20 protein-coding genes and 2 pseudogenes are annotated in these 18,874 nt (G+C 27.8%); 2 read left to right on the top strand and 20 right to left on the bottom strand.

Annotation, left to right across the window (positions count from 1 at the left end):
* From B3603_RS20090 to B3603_RS20005, 18 genes and pseudogenes are all read right to left on the bottom strand, one after another.
* Nucleotides 1-205: pseudogene (locus B3603_RS20090) on the bottom strand (GNAT family N-acetyltransferase); the annotation flags it as partial.
* A gap of 48 nt (nucleotides 206-253) precedes the next feature.
* Nucleotides 254-715 carry a MarR family winged helix-turn-helix transcriptional regulator gene (locus B3603_RS20085; protein ID WP_291568276.1) on the bottom strand — a complete coding sequence of 154 codons (462 nt, stop codon included), beginning with the start codon at nucleotides 713-715 and terminating at the stop codon, nucleotides 254-256.
* 1,700 nt (nucleotides 716-2,415) lie between these two features.
* Nucleotides 2,416-2,862: a helix-turn-helix domain-containing protein gene (locus B3603_RS20080; protein WP_291568274.1), complete on the bottom strand. Its 447-nt coding sequence runs from the start codon at nucleotides 2,860-2,862 to the stop codon at nucleotides 2,416-2,418.
* A 707-nt stretch (nucleotides 2,863-3,569) separates the two neighbouring features.
* The gene (locus B3603_RS20075; protein WP_291568272.1) at nucleotides 3,570-4,340 is read right to left on the bottom strand and encodes a hypothetical protein; all 771 of its coding nucleotides are present in this window, start codon (nucleotides 4,338-4,340) and stop codon (nucleotides 3,570-3,572) included.
* Nucleotides 4,333-4,815: an RNA polymerase sigma factor gene (locus B3603_RS20070; RefSeq protein ID WP_291568270.1), complete on the bottom strand. Its 483-nt coding sequence runs from the start codon at nucleotides 4,813-4,815 to the stop codon at nucleotides 4,333-4,335. Before B3603_RS20070 ends, B3603_RS20075 begins: the two co-directional genes overlap by 8 nt.
* 329 nt (nucleotides 4,816-5,144) lie before the next feature.
* A complete protein-coding gene (locus B3603_RS20065; RefSeq protein ID WP_291568268.1) occupies nucleotides 5,145-5,942 on the bottom strand; it encodes a class I SAM-dependent methyltransferase in 798 nt (265 codons plus the stop codon).
* A gap of 152 nt (nucleotides 5,943-6,094) precedes the next feature.
* Nucleotides 6,095-6,559 (bottom strand): GNAT family N-acetyltransferase, encoded by a 465-nt coding sequence (locus B3603_RS20060; protein WP_291568266.1) that lies wholly within the window; start codon nucleotides 6,557-6,559, stop codon nucleotides 6,095-6,097.
* A 213-nt stretch (nucleotides 6,560-6,772) separates the two neighbouring features.
* Nucleotides 6,773-7,042: a CD3324 family protein gene (locus B3603_RS20055; RefSeq protein ID WP_291568264.1), complete on the bottom strand. Its 270-nt coding sequence runs from the start codon at nucleotides 7,040-7,042 to the stop codon at nucleotides 6,773-6,775.
* Nucleotides 7,043-7,229: 187 nt separating this feature from the next.
* A complete protein-coding gene (locus tag B3603_RS20050; RefSeq protein ID WP_291568262.1) occupies nucleotides 7,230-7,637 on the bottom strand; it encodes a GNAT family N-acetyltransferase in 408 nt (135 codons plus the stop codon).
* 108 nt (nucleotides 7,638-7,745) lie between these two features.
* On the bottom strand, nucleotides 7,746-8,180 hold the full coding sequence (locus B3603_RS20045; RefSeq protein ID WP_291568260.1) for a GNAT family N-acetyltransferase: 435 nt from the start codon (nucleotides 8,178-8,180) through the stop codon (nucleotides 7,746-7,748).
* 129 nt (nucleotides 8,181-8,309) lie between these two features.
* Nucleotides 8,310-8,939: a hypothetical protein gene (locus B3603_RS20040; protein WP_291568258.1), complete on the bottom strand. Its 630-nt coding sequence runs from the start codon at nucleotides 8,937-8,939 to the stop codon at nucleotides 8,310-8,312.
* A gap of 197 nt (nucleotides 8,940-9,136) precedes the next feature.
* The gene (locus B3603_RS20035) at nucleotides 9,137-9,496 is read right to left on the bottom strand and encodes a cupin domain-containing protein (protein ID WP_291568256.1); all 360 of its coding nucleotides are present in this window, start codon (nucleotides 9,494-9,496) and stop codon (nucleotides 9,137-9,139) included.
* Nucleotides 9,497-10,004: 508 nt separating this feature from the next.
* Complete coding sequence (locus tag B3603_RS20030; protein ID WP_291568254.1) at nucleotides 10,005-10,400, bottom strand: DUF4418 family protein; 396 nt, start codon at nucleotides 10,398-10,400, stop codon at nucleotides 10,005-10,007.
* Nucleotides 10,401-10,426: 26 nt separating this feature from the next.
* Nucleotides 10,427-11,491 (bottom strand): ABC transporter substrate-binding protein, encoded by a 1,065-nt coding sequence (locus tag B3603_RS20025; protein WP_291568250.1) that lies wholly within the window; start codon nucleotides 11,489-11,491, stop codon nucleotides 10,427-10,429.
* 75 nt (nucleotides 11,492-11,566) lie between these two features.
* Complete coding sequence (locus B3603_RS20020; RefSeq protein WP_291568247.1) at nucleotides 11,567-12,331, bottom strand: ABC transporter ATP-binding protein; 765 nt, start codon at nucleotides 12,329-12,331, stop codon at nucleotides 11,567-11,569.
* Nucleotides 12,331-13,353: an ABC transporter permease gene (locus B3603_RS20015; RefSeq protein ID WP_291568245.1), complete on the bottom strand. Its 1,023-nt coding sequence runs from the start codon at nucleotides 13,351-13,353 to the stop codon at nucleotides 12,331-12,333. The genes B3603_RS20020 and B3603_RS20015 overlap by 1 nt, the downstream gene beginning before the upstream one ends.
* A 26-nt stretch (nucleotides 13,354-13,379) precedes the next feature.
* Nucleotides 13,380-14,039: an ABC transporter ATP-binding protein gene (locus tag B3603_RS20010; RefSeq protein ID WP_291568243.1), complete on the bottom strand. Its 660-nt coding sequence runs from the start codon at nucleotides 14,037-14,039 to the stop codon at nucleotides 13,380-13,382.
* A 23-nt stretch (nucleotides 14,040-14,062) separates the two neighbouring features.
* Nucleotides 14,063-15,277 (bottom strand): ABC transporter permease, encoded by a 1,215-nt coding sequence (locus B3603_RS20005; RefSeq protein ID WP_291568241.1) that lies wholly within the window; start codon nucleotides 15,275-15,277, stop codon nucleotides 14,063-14,065.
* 668 nt (nucleotides 15,278-15,945) lie between these two features.
* Between B3603_RS20005 and B3603_RS20000 the strand changes: the two genes are divergently transcribed.
* Complete coding sequence (locus B3603_RS20000) at nucleotides 15,946-16,479, top strand: GNAT family N-acetyltransferase (RefSeq protein WP_291568239.1); 534 nt, start codon at nucleotides 15,946-15,948, stop codon at nucleotides 16,477-16,479.
* 182 nt (nucleotides 16,480-16,661) lie between these two features.
* Here B3603_RS20000 and B3603_RS19995 read toward each other — a convergent pair whose 3' ends face one another.
* The gene (locus B3603_RS19995) at nucleotides 16,662-17,333 is read right to left on the bottom strand and encodes a DUF1905 domain-containing protein (RefSeq protein ID WP_291568237.1); all 672 of its coding nucleotides are present in this window, start codon (nucleotides 17,331-17,333) and stop codon (nucleotides 16,662-16,664) included.
* Nucleotides 17,334-17,343: 10 nt separating this feature from the next.
* Nucleotides 17,344-18,228: an AraC family transcriptional regulator gene (locus B3603_RS19990; protein ID WP_291568236.1), complete on the bottom strand. Its 885-nt coding sequence runs from the start codon at nucleotides 18,226-18,228 to the stop codon at nucleotides 17,344-17,346.
* Nucleotides 18,229-18,503: 275 nt separating this feature from the next.
* Here B3603_RS19990 and B3603_RS19985 point away from each other — a divergent pair.
* Nucleotides 18,504-18,834 (top strand): annotated as a pseudogene (locus B3603_RS19985) (transposase); the annotation flags it as partial.
* Between the last annotated feature and the right edge of the window lie 40 nt (nucleotides 18,835-18,874).

Below are 18,874 nucleotides of genomic sequence, written 5' to 3'. Positions count from 1 at the left end.
TTAAAGATACTGTTCCAACTATTTCTTCTCCACATTTTGCAAAAAAAATATATCCTCCATTATCTAGTATTACTTCTTTAGGATTATTTAGAATTATTTCATCTTCTGGCTCTACTGAAACATATTTTTCAAGCCATTCATAAGATAGCCTTTTTAAATCATTACAATATTCATCTTTGAATAAAACAATATCCACTTTGTCCACATTTCATCCCTCCTTGCATACTTTCTCCACACTAATCCAATAACGCTATTATTTATTTAAATATTCTCTCGTCCCACCTTTTTTTATAGCTTCCCAATCACTTTGAATATTTTCTCTCACTCTAACAAGAAGTTTTGACAAAATGTCTTTTTCTTCTTCGGAAAGCCCTTGAAGTGATATAAAATCCGAGTAAGCTTCTTCTTCTTTTAAAAATTTATAAGTCGTCCTGCCTTTTTCAGTTGGATAAATCCTTAATATCCTTTTATTTACATTGTCTTTTCTCATTTCAATAAATCCTGATTTTTCAAGCTTATTAATAGCACGTGCGGTAGTTGTCCTGTCTACCTTTAGCATTTCCGATACCTTATTTGAAATAATACCTGGATTCTCACATATTCTTACAAGGTATAAGTATTGACCTTTAGCTAGTTCGAATTCTTTAAATTCAACATTGCTAATTGTTTCAAAGCATCTTGCGATCATACCGATTTCCCTAAGTATCTGCCCCATTAAATCACCTACCTTAATTTATTTCACCAATAAAAATTGTTGTATTTACAACATTGTAGCATTAAATTATTGCAAATACAACATTATCACTCCTTTATTAGTCAAAATAACTAGGTATTCAATACTAGTAGATGTAGTAACAGCATCTTTGTTACCAAGGACAAGTAAATGAAATAAAAACAATAAAAAACACATAAGCATTAATACCTTGTAGATTTTAAAACGTAAAAGATTACAATTGAATTTAAAAGTATTCCAATTATACATACCATAATATATTTCAAATATCGTATTATTCAATTTTCAACGATTCATGATTTACTTCACAGCTGTAAATGAAAATAGAAATGTAGTCTATTTTCGTAGCAAAGACCATATGTAATTAATTAGTTCGCAATTTAACCAAATTACGTTATCATAATCTTCAGTAGATGATATATGATAAAAACGAACATTGTTTGCTAGTTTTCATTCATACACCTAATCTTTTTAGATCTTAATACTATAATTATATAGATGTAATTTGTTATAATGATATATTTTTAAATATTGATTCCAAGTTAATGTTTTGAAATATTATTTATTGAAATATTAACCGTATGTCCAATATCAAATAATATGATTCGATTTAAATTTTCAGGTGAACACTATTCGCCCCTATACAAAATAATATTATGTTATAAAAATCACTTATTGAAGTTAATATAACATCGTAAAATATTTGAATTGCGCATTAAAAAATACCGCATATTCATTTTGAATAATACGGTATTTCTATAAATATTTTCTGCTTTTAGTTACTTAAATATAAGATTAATTTAACATTAACTACGTTTTTATATATATAAGTACTGCTAATTAATATTACTATTTTTTGATGAATTCTCTCTAAAATACCTACAAAAAATATACAATATAATTAAAGGAATAATATCACCGTAATCAATTGATTTAACAAAGATAATATCCATTGCTATATTACATACGATTAATACAATAGAAATTATAGAAACTACAGTTAGAATTTTAGGAGATAAATCAATTACTTTTTTACTATTAATTATTACCACCTCACTTGATAAGACTTCTTTAACCTTTTAATACTATTCTAAATTAATTACAACATGTTTTGTAAACACCGCATTATTCAATTTTCAAAGATCATCATCTCTATTTTCACTTTCAATAATCACGTCGTCTTTTAATCAAATTACGTTATCATATAGATTTATAATATCTTCAGTAGATGATATATGGTCGAGACGGACATTGTTCGTCAGTTTTCATTCATACATCTAATCTTTTTAGATCTTAACATCATAATTATATAGATGTAATTTGTTATAATGATATATTTATCATTCTTAATGTTATGATAATGTAAATCGATTTGAATTTTCTGACGAACACTGTTCGCCGCTACATAAATTAAATAATATATTAAGTATAATGTTTATAATTGTTTTAAATAAATAATATGAAAATTTAAATCTCTATTTATTTATAATATATTCTAATAAAAAAGTACCCAAATATACTCTATAGATTACTTATTAATGTTAGTATAAAATATTTAGCCACAAAAAATATCGCAAATTCATTTCTGAATAATGCGATGCTAGATGCTTTAATCTATTTGTTTTTGCTAATTCATACTGCAATAAGATTGTGAAATAAATTTACCATAAATAATACTCATTTTACTTATTTTTCTTTTTTTCCGATTTATATTTTTGGTAAAGGATATCTTTTAAAATTAGAACAGTATCCACATCGTTAAAATTGAATTCATTTTTAAAAGTGTCATACAACTCGGACATCTTCTTACAATATGTATTTATTCCTTCTATACCTTGATATGAAGCTAAAATAGGGTATTTTTTACTCCACGCACTGGTCCAATCAATTTCATCAACTATCATTTCAATACTAGTAACATCACCACCAATATGACTTTCACTAATAAGATAATCATAACTTACATTGTACAGCTGACTTAATAATTTTGCTTTAATCAATTCAGGAACTGTTTGATTAGTTTCCCACTTACTTACTGTTTGTCGAGATACATTTAGTTTTTCAGCCACATCTTCCTGTGATAAGCCTGCTTTTTTACGCAAATACAACAATCTTTCACCTAATGACATAATGATCACCATCTTCTCCTTTATTTCAAGTTAACTTGTAGATATAGTATACTAAAAACTAAAAATGTTTTCTATCAAGTGAAGATGGAGATTTGTCAACTAAACTTAACATTTTCATATTTAATATTTATATATTTTTATAAATAAATTGCTATAATAAATACTAAAGTAGTAATTATTATTCCACTTATAGGTTTCTTCATTTTCAAATATTTCTTTCTTATATACTTGCTCCGTCCTATTTTACTATAATTACTATTTCCCCTTGCCATTGGCTATAGGAATCCAATGTGAAAATTTAAAATATACTCTGGAAAATAATTTTTCTAAAAAATAGCTTAAATCCTTAGAAATTAAGGATTAGCAATTAATAATGAAGAATTCAGGAAAAAATTTACTAGAGGTAATTTTCTTAAAATAAAATTTATTTTTAAAAAACTCCAAAGGCTTTAGCAGTGGAGTTTTAACCATAATTCTTTATTTTTCATTCTTAATTTTTAATTCATTGTAAAAATTTTACCATGGGAATTAAAATCATGCATAAGTTAAATTTTCATTGTGGAACCCTATCGTACTTCCCCTATCAAGGCCACAACGGATTTTCACCGTCAAGTTGATGACCATGCTAGACGCACAAAAAAAGCCGTAATGACATTAAGATTCATTACGGCTTTCGATTTATACATAAAACCTAGCTACTCTTATTTCTATTTAGCATCAATAACTTGATGAACCATTTTAACCAATTCATCTTGTGATATCTCAGAATCCATTGCTAAGAAAGAATAATGAATTCCATCTTGCATCCAACTTAAATATTGACTATGAGAAATTCGTACTTTATCAGATCCATAGCCAAATACATATTTTCCAGACGCTTCATCCTTCTTATCTTGTTCTGTCTTTTTATAGTCTGCTGGCACGAACTTGTGATAAGATGAATTATAATATAAATCTATGCCATTATAATTATCGATAATCTTCTCTTTTTCTAGCTCTCCTCCCAATCTTCCATCGTCCATATAAAGAGTTACTTCATCATTGTCCTTTTTATAAGCAAAACCCAATGATTTTGTTTTTAATACAGAATTTCCTTGGTCATCCTCTCCGTTATCATTTGCAATATATCCACCTTTAAAGCTATATCCATTATCAAATTCCTTAACTAATTTAGGATTAAACCCTAAATCTTTTTTCACTTTTTCTTCTGTAGGCATAGTAGTATAATTTGGTATATTACTTCCTTGTGAATTTATAGATACAATTTTTCCTGCAGCAAATACAGTTGTTCCTACTACCATAGCAGCAACTAACGCAACCATAGTTCTCTTTCTAAATGATGCTTTTTTATATAATTTTTTATTTTCCATTTCACAATTCTCCTTTTGATCTGGTAAGCTATTTAATGTAGACCTCACCTTATTTTTAAAACTTTCTGGTGTATCTGGAAAGGCATTCTCCCAATTATGATTATTCATACGATACCTCCATATCTTCTAGTTCTATTTTTAATAACTTTCGTCCTCTTGATAATCTACTTTTTACAGTTCCTGCAGGTATTTTTAAATTTTTTTTAATTTCTTCTATTGAGTATCCCTCTACATAATAAAGTACAATTGTAATACGAATGCGCTCTGGTAATTTCTGAATAGCCAAATATAACTGACTATAATTCTTTCTATCATCAGCTTTTGTAAACTCAAAATACTCTTCATAAGATACAGTTGGACATTCACTACGTTTTAAACTATAACATTCATTTATGAGTATTCTAACTAACCATGTTTTAAAATATTGTTCTTCCTTTAATGTATCTAATTTGTTATAAGCTTTTAAAATTGCTCCTTGAACTGCATCCTCACAATCTTGATCGTGAATCAAAATTGATTTAGACACATGATATAAAGTAGATTCAGTCTCAAGAACTTTATCTATAAATGTATCTTTATTCAATTGACCTCATACCTTTCCTTGCAAATTGCAGCGCTACTTTTTTGCCTTACACTAGTTAGACGCATATATCTTCTAAAAGGTTCATTTAATTTTCGCTTAAATTTAAAATCTTTATAATATCTGGAATTAACTTTATTTTATAATAATTTGATGTAAAACTATAATCTTCATATTATAAATTAATTGTAAAACAAAAATACCGTAAAACTCATTTCTGAATAATACGGTATTATAAAAATCATTTATAGTTATTAATTAAATATAAATATATTAAGCTAATCTAATATTTAATTGTCCTTATTCCATAAATTTAAAAGTATTAATACTTATTAAGAGAATCTTAAATGAACAATTTTATTATTGAAACGCTTTCTAAATGATGGAATTAATGCTAGTCGCCCAAACCAACGCCATCTATCCTTATGGTAGTCAAAATAATTCCACTCCTCAATAAAATCAATTCTTTCGTTGAATTTTAACATTTCTTTTCCACTGTTTATTCCCCATTTAAAACTAACCCCAACCTTATTTACAGTGTCATGTTTATTACTTCTCTTCACTATACTAGGTGTCATTGTTTCAAAAAGCATTTCTGCATTTGGAAATGATGACACTAATCTATTTATTAAATTTTTCACTTCCTGGTCTGTAAAATACATTAATAGTCCTTCAATTATAATCAAGATTGGTTCATTAGATACTTTTATTTCATTAATCCATGAATAATCAAAGACAGATTTAGCTATCATTCTGTATCTTTCCGTTTCCTCAAAAAATTGTTTTTTTATTCTAATTGGTTCAGGTAGATCTAATTCATACCATACAATTCTATTATTATCTAATCTTAAAAAGCGAGTATCTAATCCACAACCAATATTTATAATTATAGCATTAGGATTTTTATCAATAAAAGATTTAGTAGCATTATCAAGAATTTCAGTTCGTACAGCAACTCCAGTTTGAGACATCCAAGCATTATCAAATTTTGAGAAATCATAATCAATATTTTCCATCATTTCTATTGCTTTATAATCTTTTATTATTGGATTTGAATTTTTAGTTTCAATTGCTCTAGCCCAAAGTGGAATAAGCAATGTTTCAGGAACCCCACTTAATTTTTGTTGCACTTTACTATACCTCCCTTGGTATTACATTGACATTGATATTCATTCTTAATTATATTTTAGTTTTATATTACCAAATAAAGTATTTTATGTCAAATAAACCAAAGGAGATCTTCTTTTCTTTTTTTATTATAAAAATTAAAATCATGTATAAGTTATATATCAAATATCAATCTCATAACTAGAAAATCATAGTCAGCACCTCTTATAGTATTAACAATTTCTTCAATAATCTTAAACCCTAATTTCTCATATACCTTAATTGCTCTTTTATTAAATTTTGCTACTGTTAAATCAATGTAACTTAAATTATATTTTTTCTTTCCAAAGTTAATTATGGCCCTTACAAATTCTGTACCAAAGCCTTTTCCAGTAAGTTCTGGTCTCATTTGTACGCCTAAACAGAAGAATTCTTCAATATAATAAAATGAACAATTCCCTACAAGTTCATTCTGCTCATTATAAATTGAAAAATTATCATCTGAATCAATAAAACTCTCTATCCACTCTATCTTTTCCTTCTGAATGCTGTTATCATAAAATGAATATATTCCATCATATTTCCATGTCAAAATATCTTCAATGTCACTTTTTATAGGTACCCTAAATTCCAACTTCATCTTTATCCCCTCACTCAATTTCTATTATTGTTTATAGGTTCATTCTAACATCCACATTTTTATATTAAAATCTTATAAACGGTTCATAATAGAATTCAAGCATACAACATTTACTATTTTGCAGATAATTTTACTAAGTATATCTAACACTTTAATATATAAAAAAGTCTTATTATCAATACTAATTGAAATAAGACTTTTTTATAATAAGTATTAACGTTTTTCCTTACTTATTATCCCTCTTATAGTTTTTTCTGAAAGATAATATTCTTCTGATAGTTCAACAACAGTACTTCCATTTATATATTTATAAAATATTTCATTATTTCTTTTCTTAAAACTACTTTTTATGCCATTCTTTTCGCCCCAAGATTTTTCATTTCCATTTTTTCTTGGAATATATAGACATTCTCCATCTACGTATTCTTGTATTAATTTTATTACTTCTTCCGGTAACACGGTTTGTGCACTAATATAAGCCATCTCTCGCTCTCGCCCTCCTTATTAATATAAAGTTATGAGCAAAGACTACTTATAAGTAATTTTTATACCATCTTCATAGCAGTCTCTGCTATGAATTTATAAATGGCTTTAAGCATGGATATTTCATAAAAGTCACTCCAATCATACTATTTCATATTTTAGATTTATAAAGCTATATAGCTTTACTTTAAATTTTATCACAATTTTTCGAAAATTCCACAAACCCAAACTTTTTATATAAGTTATACGCAGGTTTATTATCAACATGAACATCTAAAATGATATCTTTTATACTTTTCATCCACATATCATTTATACATGTGGATAATAACTCATATGCTACCCCTCTATTGCGATATCTTGATGAAACATGTAGTGAATAAATGTGCATTATTTGGTCTTCTTGTGGAAATCCTATTAGAATCCCAATAACTTCATCATTATCATATTCAGCTATAATATATCTTTTTGAGAAATCTCCAAAAATGCCATTCTTAAGATTTGTAATAAATTTGTCTGGTTTTTTACCTGCAAGATCTGGATCTAATGTCCCTTCAATAAATTTTGATAAGCAATATGCTAATTCTTTTTCCAATTCTGTCCCTTCTAAAGTCAATTTTTTTATTTGAAATTTAGATGGATTTTCTAATTGTCCAATTATACTTTTTTTAAAGTTGTACTTTCATATGTTCCTCCCTGTTAATTAATAGTCTAATCTCATAATGTGTTCACCATCAAATACTTGTCCATTGAAATCAAAACCTACACTCTTATATAAATTTACAGCTTGAATACTTTCTTTATGGACCCCAAGAAAAATCTTATTATGTGACTTATCTTCCTTTATAATCTCTAAAAGCTTCTCTAAAGTTTTTTTGCCGTATCTATTTGATTGATAGTTTTTATCAATCATTATTCTATAAATCCAATATTCACCATCATCTTCATCAATGCAATACATTATAAATCCTACCATGGTATCATCATCATATACTGCAAGTGGTACACATTCTGGTTGCACTTTTGCTTGAGCAATTGAAACTGCATTAGATGTCACAAAGCTTTTCTGATTTTCTGCAACATTAAGTTCAATGCATTCCCAGAAGTTTTCTCTCGTAATCTCTTTAAACAATATCAATACAATTACCTTCTTTCTAGTTAAATAAATTTATAATTTTTTACTAACAGTTACACTATATATAGATATATTTTTTCTTATACATACGTGTAGCTATTGTTCTTGAGTAGCAACACGTTTTAGCTAATGTCACATATTTTCTTTTTCATGATAATATAAAAAATTAAATCCATTATCTTCTGAAGTGCCAATTAAATCTTCATGAATGTGGCAATCAAAGTTATATTCTTCGTCATCCTCCATCCCTGTCATATACTCGATATCACAAGCAAATTTTAAAAATACATCTCTATTAGTTGAAACTATTAAAAGATTCTTAAATCGCTTTGTAGTTAATTTTCTGTCAGTTAACCAGTGATTAGGATACTGAATCTGTGTTTCTTCAATAGCTATATCTTTAAGTTTTTCAGAAACTATATTTGCTTCTTTAATAGCTTTAAATATTTCTTTAGCTTTAAGCTGAACTCCATGATAATTTATAAGTACAATATCCATATCGAATATTCCATATTCCCATATATCTCTATACTCATTTAATTTTGTAGAGTTTGTTGGGATATATATAAGTTGTTGAGCCTCTAAACTTGAAGCAAAAACAAACATTTTTTTAAGAAACTCATAGGCAGTTGAATTGCCAAGTATCGCCTTGTCCCAAACTATTGGATCTACAGCTGTAAGCTGCTTTGGTATTTTCAAAGGCACATAAATATATAATTTATTATTTCCGTGTAATATTTTTTCTCTTACTTTAAACTTCATATTTTCCTTCCTAAAATAACAATTACTTTTAATGATTTAAGTTTTTCTGCTGAATTCATAAGTCTTTGATCTTTCATAAAAATAACTAGTACTATTTCATTCTAAAACTCTTTATAGTTACTAGTTATTTCAATGTTATTGTCATCTGAATTATCAACTAATCTGTATTAATCTTAGATAGTTAATAAATTTCTCTACTAAACCTCTTCAAGCTTTTCTACAGTTCTTTCATTTATTACATTTCCAGTATTCAATGTTGTTTTTGCTTCAATTAGCATTACATGTACTTCCTCTTCAGCCACAGGCATATGTTCAGTTCCTTTTGGAATAATGAGAAACTCTCCTTGGTTTAAAGTAATATCTTTATCCCTAAATTTAATAATAAGTTGTCCTTTTAATACATAAAACATTTCATCTTCATTTTCATGAATATGCCATAGGAATTCTCCTTTAAATTTAGCAACTTTCACATAAGATTCATTGACCTCTCCTAAGATTTTAGGATTCCAATATTCATTAAATAAACTCAATTTTTCGCAAATATTCACTTTATCCATTTTTATGCCTTCCCATTACTTTACTGTATTTATTATAATTAATATTAATAATAAAATAGACTTCATTTAACCTCTAAAAATTTTTCTTGTGTTTGTTATACTATAAATACAGTATAAATTTTATAACTATTATATCAAATCAAATGTAAATTATATACTTTATTGTAACTTTTATATCATATTTGTGCTAATGTACTTATAGAAAATAAAAAGACAATGTAAGTCCACTCTTTACGTTGTCTAATAAAGTCTAATGCTATTTAATTTTAAAAGTTAACACTATATAAATATAGATATACCAGTTCTAAAATTAACATATACGTGAAAATAATTTGTGCCTTTTAGTATTATAATTAAAACTATTGAATTCACAACTTTTTCAATTCACAATTCACACAAAACAAACTCTATTATTTGTTTATATCCCTAATGATAATTATAAAAAAGGTATCTTCAAGCTATAGTTTAAAATTAATACTTGAGAATACCTTTTATTTTAAATATTATTTTATGATATATTCTTTCTTAAATAGAAGCAATTTCCCAAAGAAATCATAATTACAACACTTGCAATTACATAGAATATTGGGAAAGTAATACTTCTGCATGCCATATCAAGCTTTTTACATCCACCAATTAAAACAGCTGGTATCAAAAATGTTAAAACACCTAAAAATACATTTGATATACTTATTCCTAATCTAATTAATTCTGACTTTGCTAAAAGCACACAAACCCCGGAAGCTATAAATAAAATTCCAACGCCTAATTCAGCACGTTGAGCCCAAAAACATTTCATAATTTTTTCTCCCTGTGGACAAACAGGTATAAAGGTTTGTGGTCCAAAAATCAATAAAACACCTACAATTAAATAAGCAATCCCTATTCCAACTCTATTCTTCAAAAACGCTACCTTCAACTTTCAATCTTTTATTTATCAGCTAAAACTTCGTGCCATAAAGAATCCATTAATTTATCTGTATCCTTATCTTCACTAATTAATCCGAATGTTTTATAATCATTAATAATACTACGTAAAGTATCATCAGTAGCCTTATCAGAAATATCAAATTTATATGTTTTAGCAATATCTAATACTAAATCATAATCTCCTGAAGCCCATTTTTTATCAAGCATAATTTTTACAAACTCTTCTTTATTTTTTTCTATCCAATTACTAGCCTCTTGGTGAGCACGAGTAAGTTTTTTTACTGTAATAGGATTCTTTTCATAAAAATCACTATTTACTGCATGAACACAACATGTTTCTTGTGCAAAATCTTCATCAAATGTTAAAGAACGAATAATCTTTAATGTACCGTCATCTACAAATTTCTTTGCAAATTGATCGCTTAAAGTTACTGCTTGTACTTCACCATTTTGCATTGCCAATATAACAGCACTAGATTCTACTGGTTTAAATTTCACTTTATTTGGATCTACATTATCATGATTTAAAAATCTCAATGAAATGTTATGGTCAGATCCACCAATACCGTCTCCGACAGCAATTGTTTTTCCAACTAAATCAGCGGTTGACTTTATTTCAGAATTGGCTAATACATAAAGTGATTTACAGCCTGTATGACATCCAGTTGTAAATACCATATTGACACCATTAACAGCTGGAACTAATAATGTTGCAATATGGTCTCCTGCTACATCTACTTGTCCTGTTCCAAGAGCATCTGTTTGTGATGTCATTTTCACTACTTCAGTTTTTAGTCCTTCCGCTTCATAAAAGCCTTTTTCAGATGCAATACCAAAGGCTCCTAAACAAAGTCCTCCATTATATCCAATTTTAATTGATTTCCCATAAGCAGGTTCTAATTTCCAAGCTTCTTCTTCTGAAAGTCCTTCCTTATTTGAAACACTGTCAGCAGAAACTGGCTTATCTGCATCTGCACTTGAATTATCAGTTTTACCGCAACCAACTAATCCTACTGATGTTACTAAAATAGCACCTAGTATTAAACTTAATAATTTCTTCTTCATTGTTTTCCCCCAAATTAAAATATATTTAAAATGATTATCTCAAGGTAGATTTAATTTTGAGACACCTCTTTATCACTACTCATTTTTACCAAAATCCAGCATTTCTAAAATCTTAGTACGGTATTCTAAGAATTTTTTGCTATTACGATTTCTAGGATATTCTAAATCTATAGAAATATCTTCCCTGATTTGCCCTGGTCTTGGTTCCATAACAATTACCCTTGTGCCCATATATATAGCTTCATCTACATCATGAGTAACCATAATCATCATACGCTTTTTTTCCTTCCACATATTAAGAAGTTCATCTTGCATATTCATACGTGTAAAAGCATCTAAAGCTCCTAGTGGTTCATCTAGTAAAAACACTTCCGGCTCATTGATCATTGTCCTTATTAGAGCAACACGTTGCGCCATACCTCCTGATAATTGATGTGGATAGGAATTACGGAACTCATCTAAACCTACCAAGTTAATCATTTTATTAACCTTATCTTCATTGCCCTTTAACTGCTTTTGCATCCGAAGACTAAATGATACGTTTTGTTCTACAGTTAACCATGGAAATAATGTAGGTTTTTGGAACACCATTCCACGTTTGGGATCAGTTCCTTTTATCTCTTCATCATTCAAAGTAATTGCTCCAGTAGTTGGAACGATTAATCCTGCTATTAATCTTAAAATAGTTGATTTACCACAACCACTTGGTCCAACAATACTAACAAAATCTCCTGGATTAATTTCTAAACTTATATTTTCCAAAGCATTGGTTATTACCTCAGCATCTGTTCTTATAAAACTTTTAGATACTTTATTTAACTTTAAAGCTCTAGATTTCATTACTGTACCACCCCTTCCTGCCAACGTAGTACACGCTTTTTAATAAGTGAAAAAATTACGTTAACTAGAATGAAGATCAAACATATTATGATAATTGCCGCATACATCTTAGCAAATTGTGCCCAAGATTTTTGCCATGTAATATACCATCCAAGTCCTGACTCAACACCTAACATTTCTGCTACTAACAAAGCAGTACATGCACTACTCATACCAGTAGTTAATCCTTGAAACATATTTGGTATTGCTGATGGAATTGCAATTCTAAATATTAACTGACTATTTTTAGCACCTAAAGTTTTTGCTGCCTCATAATAGGATTTATCAATATTATTGATACCCGTAATAGTAGCCATTGTAACTGGATACCATACCCCTAATGCAATAATAAATATACTTCCTTTAAATAAAGAAGCTGCAAGAACCATAACTATAGGAAGCCATGTAGTAGATGGTATAGGTCCTAATAATTTCATAAATGGAGATATCCAATAATTAATCTTTTTACTATAACCACATGCAATACCAGTAATCAACCCTACAGCTGCCCCTGAAAAGTATCCCATAAACAATAAAATTAGAGAATGCTTAGCACAATCAAATAAATACACTCTTTCATCTATCATTGCATTTAATAATTGATCTACACAGGGAAAATAAGGCATCATCAATATACCAGTCTTTAAAGTTAAATAATCATAAAGCATTAGTAAAAAAAATACAAAAATATAAAAAGGCGCTAAATGTCTTAATTTACTAAATACACTTTTTTTAAACAAGCTCACTACAAAACCTATAAAAACTGCCAACATAAGTGCTCCTATGAATATACCATAGGAGTTTGTACTTTGATTATTCTTATAATTGGGAAGAAAATAATATTCTAATAAAGCAAATGCTCCCATAATAATAGGCCCAAAACAAATAAGATAATCCATTAGCCTTTGGAGTTTTGTTTTTGGTGCACTTTCAAGTTCTATAAGCTTTTCTTTTGTAATAATAATATTTTCAGATCTTTCCATAACATCACTCCCCTTTAATTTAATATCTAAACAATGCAGCCTTTTTCCATTTTATATAAACGATCAAAATAATGATAAAATTCTTTTTCATGAGTACTAATAAGCACTGAAACTCCATATTCTGCAGATTTTTTTAAGCTCTCCATAACATTAATGCCATTTTCATAATCTAAATTACTAGTTGGCTCATCTGCAATAATAATTTTAGGATTTTGCATTAATGCTCTTGCAATAGCTACTCTTCTTTGTTCTCCACCAGACAAACTAGTTGGATATGAATTTATTACATCTTTTAAACCAACAGAATCCAAAATCTTAACAGCAGTATCAGTGTTCACATTTTTATTTCCTGATAAATATAAGGGCATACAAACATTTTCTAAAATCGTAAAATTAGATAAAAGATTATATCCTTGTAAAATATAAGCCATTACTTGCTGCCTCATACTAGCCAACTGTTTTTGATTTTGATTCAAGATATTTATATCATTTATAAGTATTTCTCCTTCTGTAGGTTTTAAAATTCCTGCAATCATATTAAGTAAAGTACTTTTGCCACACCCGGAGTGACCAACAAGTCCTACAAATTCCTTTTCTTGTAGTTCTATATTCACATCATTTACAGCATAAAATTCTTGTCCGTTTCTTATGTATTTCTTTTTTAAATTTACTGTTTTTAAATTCATAATATTTTCCACCTAGTTATCTCTTAAACTTGATTTTCACTAATTAAATGATATGGTTCTTTTTTTCCCACTGTGTATGCTGAATATAATGAAGCTATTACTCCTGCTATTAATGAAATTCCTATACAAACTAAAAAGTTTTTGAATATAGCTTGTCCGTATAATTGCAATTTATCAACCTGTAATTTTGCAGCAATAAGATTTTTAAATATAATAATTAATCCATAAGAACAAGTGCTACCTATAATTCCTCCAATTAAACTTGTTATACTAGCCTCAATAATAATCATTTTTACAAGCTGAGATTTCATCATGCCCATAGTATATAAAATTCCAAACTCTCTATTTCTCTCTTTAATAGTCAAAGAAAATATAAGGATTAAAGCCATAAATGTCATAGTAAATAAAAGAGTTATTAACACTGTACTATAAGTTTGAAACTGCTTCATATTATTCACAGTATTACTAACTAAAGTATTTGCAGTACAAACTTCAATTCCTTGTTTAGGAAATGTATATTCAATATTATTTTTAACCTTTTCTATATCATAGCCATCTTCTACATCAATCATCACCATAGAACTCAAGTTATCGTAGCTATTAAATTTCAAATAATTCTTTGCTTCTTTAGTTTTCACTAATTCTTTTGCTGTTTCAAAAGACATAAAAACACAGGTATCATAGCTCATATTTGTTTTTTCCATTTTATTTTTTACTTTTAAAGGATAATTAAAATATTTCACCATTCCATCCTGACCAACAATTAAATCACTTCCCACAATGACTTCATCTTTTTCCAATTTACCATCTTCATGCAGCCAAGATTTTACTATAAAATCTGTGTCTTCATCATATGCAATTAATTGATTGCCTCCTACGCAACAAAGACTATCTGTCATTGTTGCTAAATATAATTGTGAACTAGCTTTTTTAACTCCTTCCACAGAAGATAATTTTTCTGCCCAATTACCTTCAAAATAAATGGTACATGCTTTTCCTGTAAACATAGCTGTCTTTAAATCTTCTTTATAGCCATTAGGTATCACAATAATATCTGCGCCCATTCTCTCTACTGCTTTATCCATACCTGTTTTTATATTAAAAACAATCAATGAGCTTGTAAATAAAGATGCTGATAACGATACAATAAAAGAAATCATTGCCATACTTCTAAACTTTCGATATTTTAAATTTTTAACTGCTATATGAAAAGCATTCAATGATTTAAACGTTTTCATAAATTTCTCCTTTGAAAGCCTTATATTACATTTTTTATATGTTATTTATATTTTTCATAATACTTATATTATTTTAAATATTTTTTTGAATCAATTTTAATTATATTGTACATTGACAAATTTGTACAATTTAAATGTCAAATAATTGATGTTATTGTTATAATTTTTCATAATACATGCTACAAATTTTTTATTTTGAATTTATATACTACACTCCACATTAGGATATTTCTATGATTTAATTGCTATGAATTAAAACTTGTTACTAATTAATATAGCAACAAGTTTCTTTTGAAGACATAAAATTCTTCATTATATAATCATATTTTTAGGTAAGGCTACTAATATTAATAGAGAAGATAAGTGACGTACATTATATATATAGACATACCAGTTCTAAAATTAATATATATGTAAAAAATTGAATAACTGTAGAGGAGAACAGCATTCTCCAGAAAATTTAAATCAGTTAAAAAAATTAATTTCCACCATAATTCTTCATTTTTCATTCTTAATTTTTAATTCATGGTGAATTTTTTTTGTTACGTAAATTAAAATCATGTATAAGTTAAATTTCCATTGTAGAACTCTATATTAGTTTTGATGTAAAATATTTATTGTTACTTATATAAATAAATTTTAGAACATAAATAAGGAGATAATATAATATGGATATTAAAATATATAAAGAAGAACAACAAGATTATACTATTGTAGAAGAAGTGATTAAAAAAGCTTTTGAAAATGCTGAACACACAGATCATTGTGAACATAATTTAGTATCAAAATTAAGAAAAAGCCCTGAGTTTATTCCAGAACTTTCTCTCGTTGCTAAAGATAAAAATCTTATTGTTGGACACATTCTTTTTACCAAAATGTTAATTAAAAATCATGATTATGAATATGAAGCTTTAGCATTAGCTCCATTATCAGTGCTTCCTAGCTATCAAAATAAAGAAATTGGAAGTAAACTAATAAATGAAGGTAATAAGATAGCAAAAGAACTTGGTTTTAAAGCTGTAATTGTATTAGGTCATGAAGAATATTATCCTAAGTTTGGTTTTAAAAAAGCTAGTAATTATAATATTAAGGCACCCTTTGAAGTACCAGATAATGCATTTATGGCATTAGAGCTTATAACTAATGGATTGTCTGGAGTTAGTGGTACTGCCATATATTCTAAAGCATTTTTTGAAATATAATCAATTTGTTAATTTTAAAGTAAACTTTATAATAAATATTATAAATGAAAATAGATGAAATAAAACTTTTTATACAAGCTTTATTTCATCTATTCTTTAATTATAACGTTATACCTGGAAACATTAAATTCTTCTCTATGACTGCCCTTAACTCATGTGATTTATGCATTCTGTTATAAAAATTATTCTACAAAGATTTCTAGATATCCTATGATTTCATTTGTATCATACTTTTCTAATACTCCTAAGGATGGGTCATAATACTCTCCATTATAAAACAGCAATAGATGACTACGTTTCTCAGAACGAGCATTTATAATGCAACATTTAGGTAATTCTTTTACTTCATTACGCATATAAATCATCTTAGATGAATGAGCAATTCCATAGTAATCTAAGGTTTCAATTAGCTTACTTAAAGTTGCTTGCCATCTTTTTGATTTCATAACATTAACTACTTCTTCTATCGATACTCCTGCTAACATTGCTACAGATGCTTGTCCGCACATACCACTTTGCGACTGAATAATACTTTCTATCTTATCTATTTTTCGTATAGGATTTTTAATACTGTATGGACTATTCTTACTAATCCTAGTCAATCCATCAATTATTTCAAAAGATACATTAAAATTTATATGATCTTCTATTCTCTTAAGAATTGGCTTTGTAATCGGGATATAATAGTTTCCATTACCTTTAGGTATAAGTTTACATTCAAAAGTTATATTATTTACTGTGACTTTTACAGGTATTATGCCTTTTTGCTCGCATACTTCCCACACATTGAAAGGTATTACTATGAATGTTCTTATATTCTCCTTTAATAAAGTTCCTTCAAACTTATATTCCATAGCTTTCCTCCTAGGAATTTTTTCTTAATTTTATTGCAATCCATATTTCCTGCCTATTATCTTGTAAATAACATTCTATTACTGGCAAATCATCAAGTTCATAGCTAGAATTTGGTAACCATTCTGTATAAAATTTCTTATAAATATTCTGAACAGCTTCTGGTAATGCTCCATTTGCTTCAAATATTGCCCATGTGGCTTTAGGAAATTGGAATTCATTCATATGACTAGGAGTGGTAACCTTAGCACATTCATGTGTATGAACATAAGTAGTTACCCCTAAATAATAGTCCATTTCTTCTGAATTTCCACATTGTTCTCCAGTGCTGATTCCAAGAAGCCCTACAGGACGCATATCTGCTTTACTCCAAAGATCAAATAATTGTTGCATAGTCCCATCTCTGCCCGCTGTTTCCCAAATCTGCGGAATAAGTTGAAAGGCTTCATCAGTATTAATTCTTCTTCTTATTCCTGAAATAGTAAAGGCTGGCCATTGTTCAATCTGATAATTCATATAACCATCTCCTTTAATTGTAATATGAAAGGAGATTTTAGGACAAGATTTAAGACTTACTGTATCTGTACGTACTTTTGACGGAAGAACTCCATGAAACTTTTGAAAGGCTCTTGTAAAAGAATCATGAGAAGTATACCCATACTTCATTGCAATATCGACAATATTTACTTTGCTATTTAAAATATCAAAAGCTGCAAAAGTAAGTCGTCTATTTCTAATGTATTCCTTCAAAGACTTATCTGCAATATAGGAAAACATTCGCTGAAAGTTATATATAGAACATCCAGCAATTTGTGATAATTTCTCATATGAAATTTCACCATCTAGATTTTTCTCAATATAATCTACAGCTCTATTGATATGTTCTATCCATTCCAATCGTATCATCTCCTATCATACAATATCATACATTTTATTAAATAAATTCTCTCGATTTTTTCTGCCGCAATTAGTCGATAATGCAAATTTTACATAAATCACTTAGTTTATTTCTGTATTCTCCTAAAATATATATATAATTATCCATATTTCCAATCATCCCCTCATAAGGGAGTTCTTCATAAGTCCTCCCCCATTCTTTAACTTTAAGTTACAACAGCATTTATTACATATACTTCCTTTAATTATAATATTTACAGAAAATTAAAACAATACAGGAGGTTAAAGGGTTTAAATTTGCTATAGGTAAGAGGTGTCCTCATTGTAATGGTGAATATATATTAGGAATAAATATAATGGTAAACAAATATACATTTGTAGAACCTACAGGAAGAGTTTTAGTGACTTTACTAACTTAAAAGCAAGAAAACATTAGATAAGTAGCTTAAATATGCTAAGTGTATGCTTAATGGCTACTTTATAAGTAAATTTGCTGAAATAGTTGAAATAAATATAGCAACAAGTTTCTTTTGGAGATATAAAATTTCTGATTATATAAGTACATTTTTAGGTGAAGGACATGCTGATGAGGTTATCGAAGCAAACTAAGTGTTCTTTGCTTATTCTTATAAAGGAATCAAACCTA

Source organism: Clostridium sp. UBA2485 (assembly GCF_002341865.1).
Lineage (GTDB): Bacteria > Bacillota > Clostridia > Clostridiales > Clostridiaceae > Clostridium_J.
Note: the sequence above shows the minus strand (reverse complement) of the source record. Positions and strands in the feature narration are given on the sequence as shown.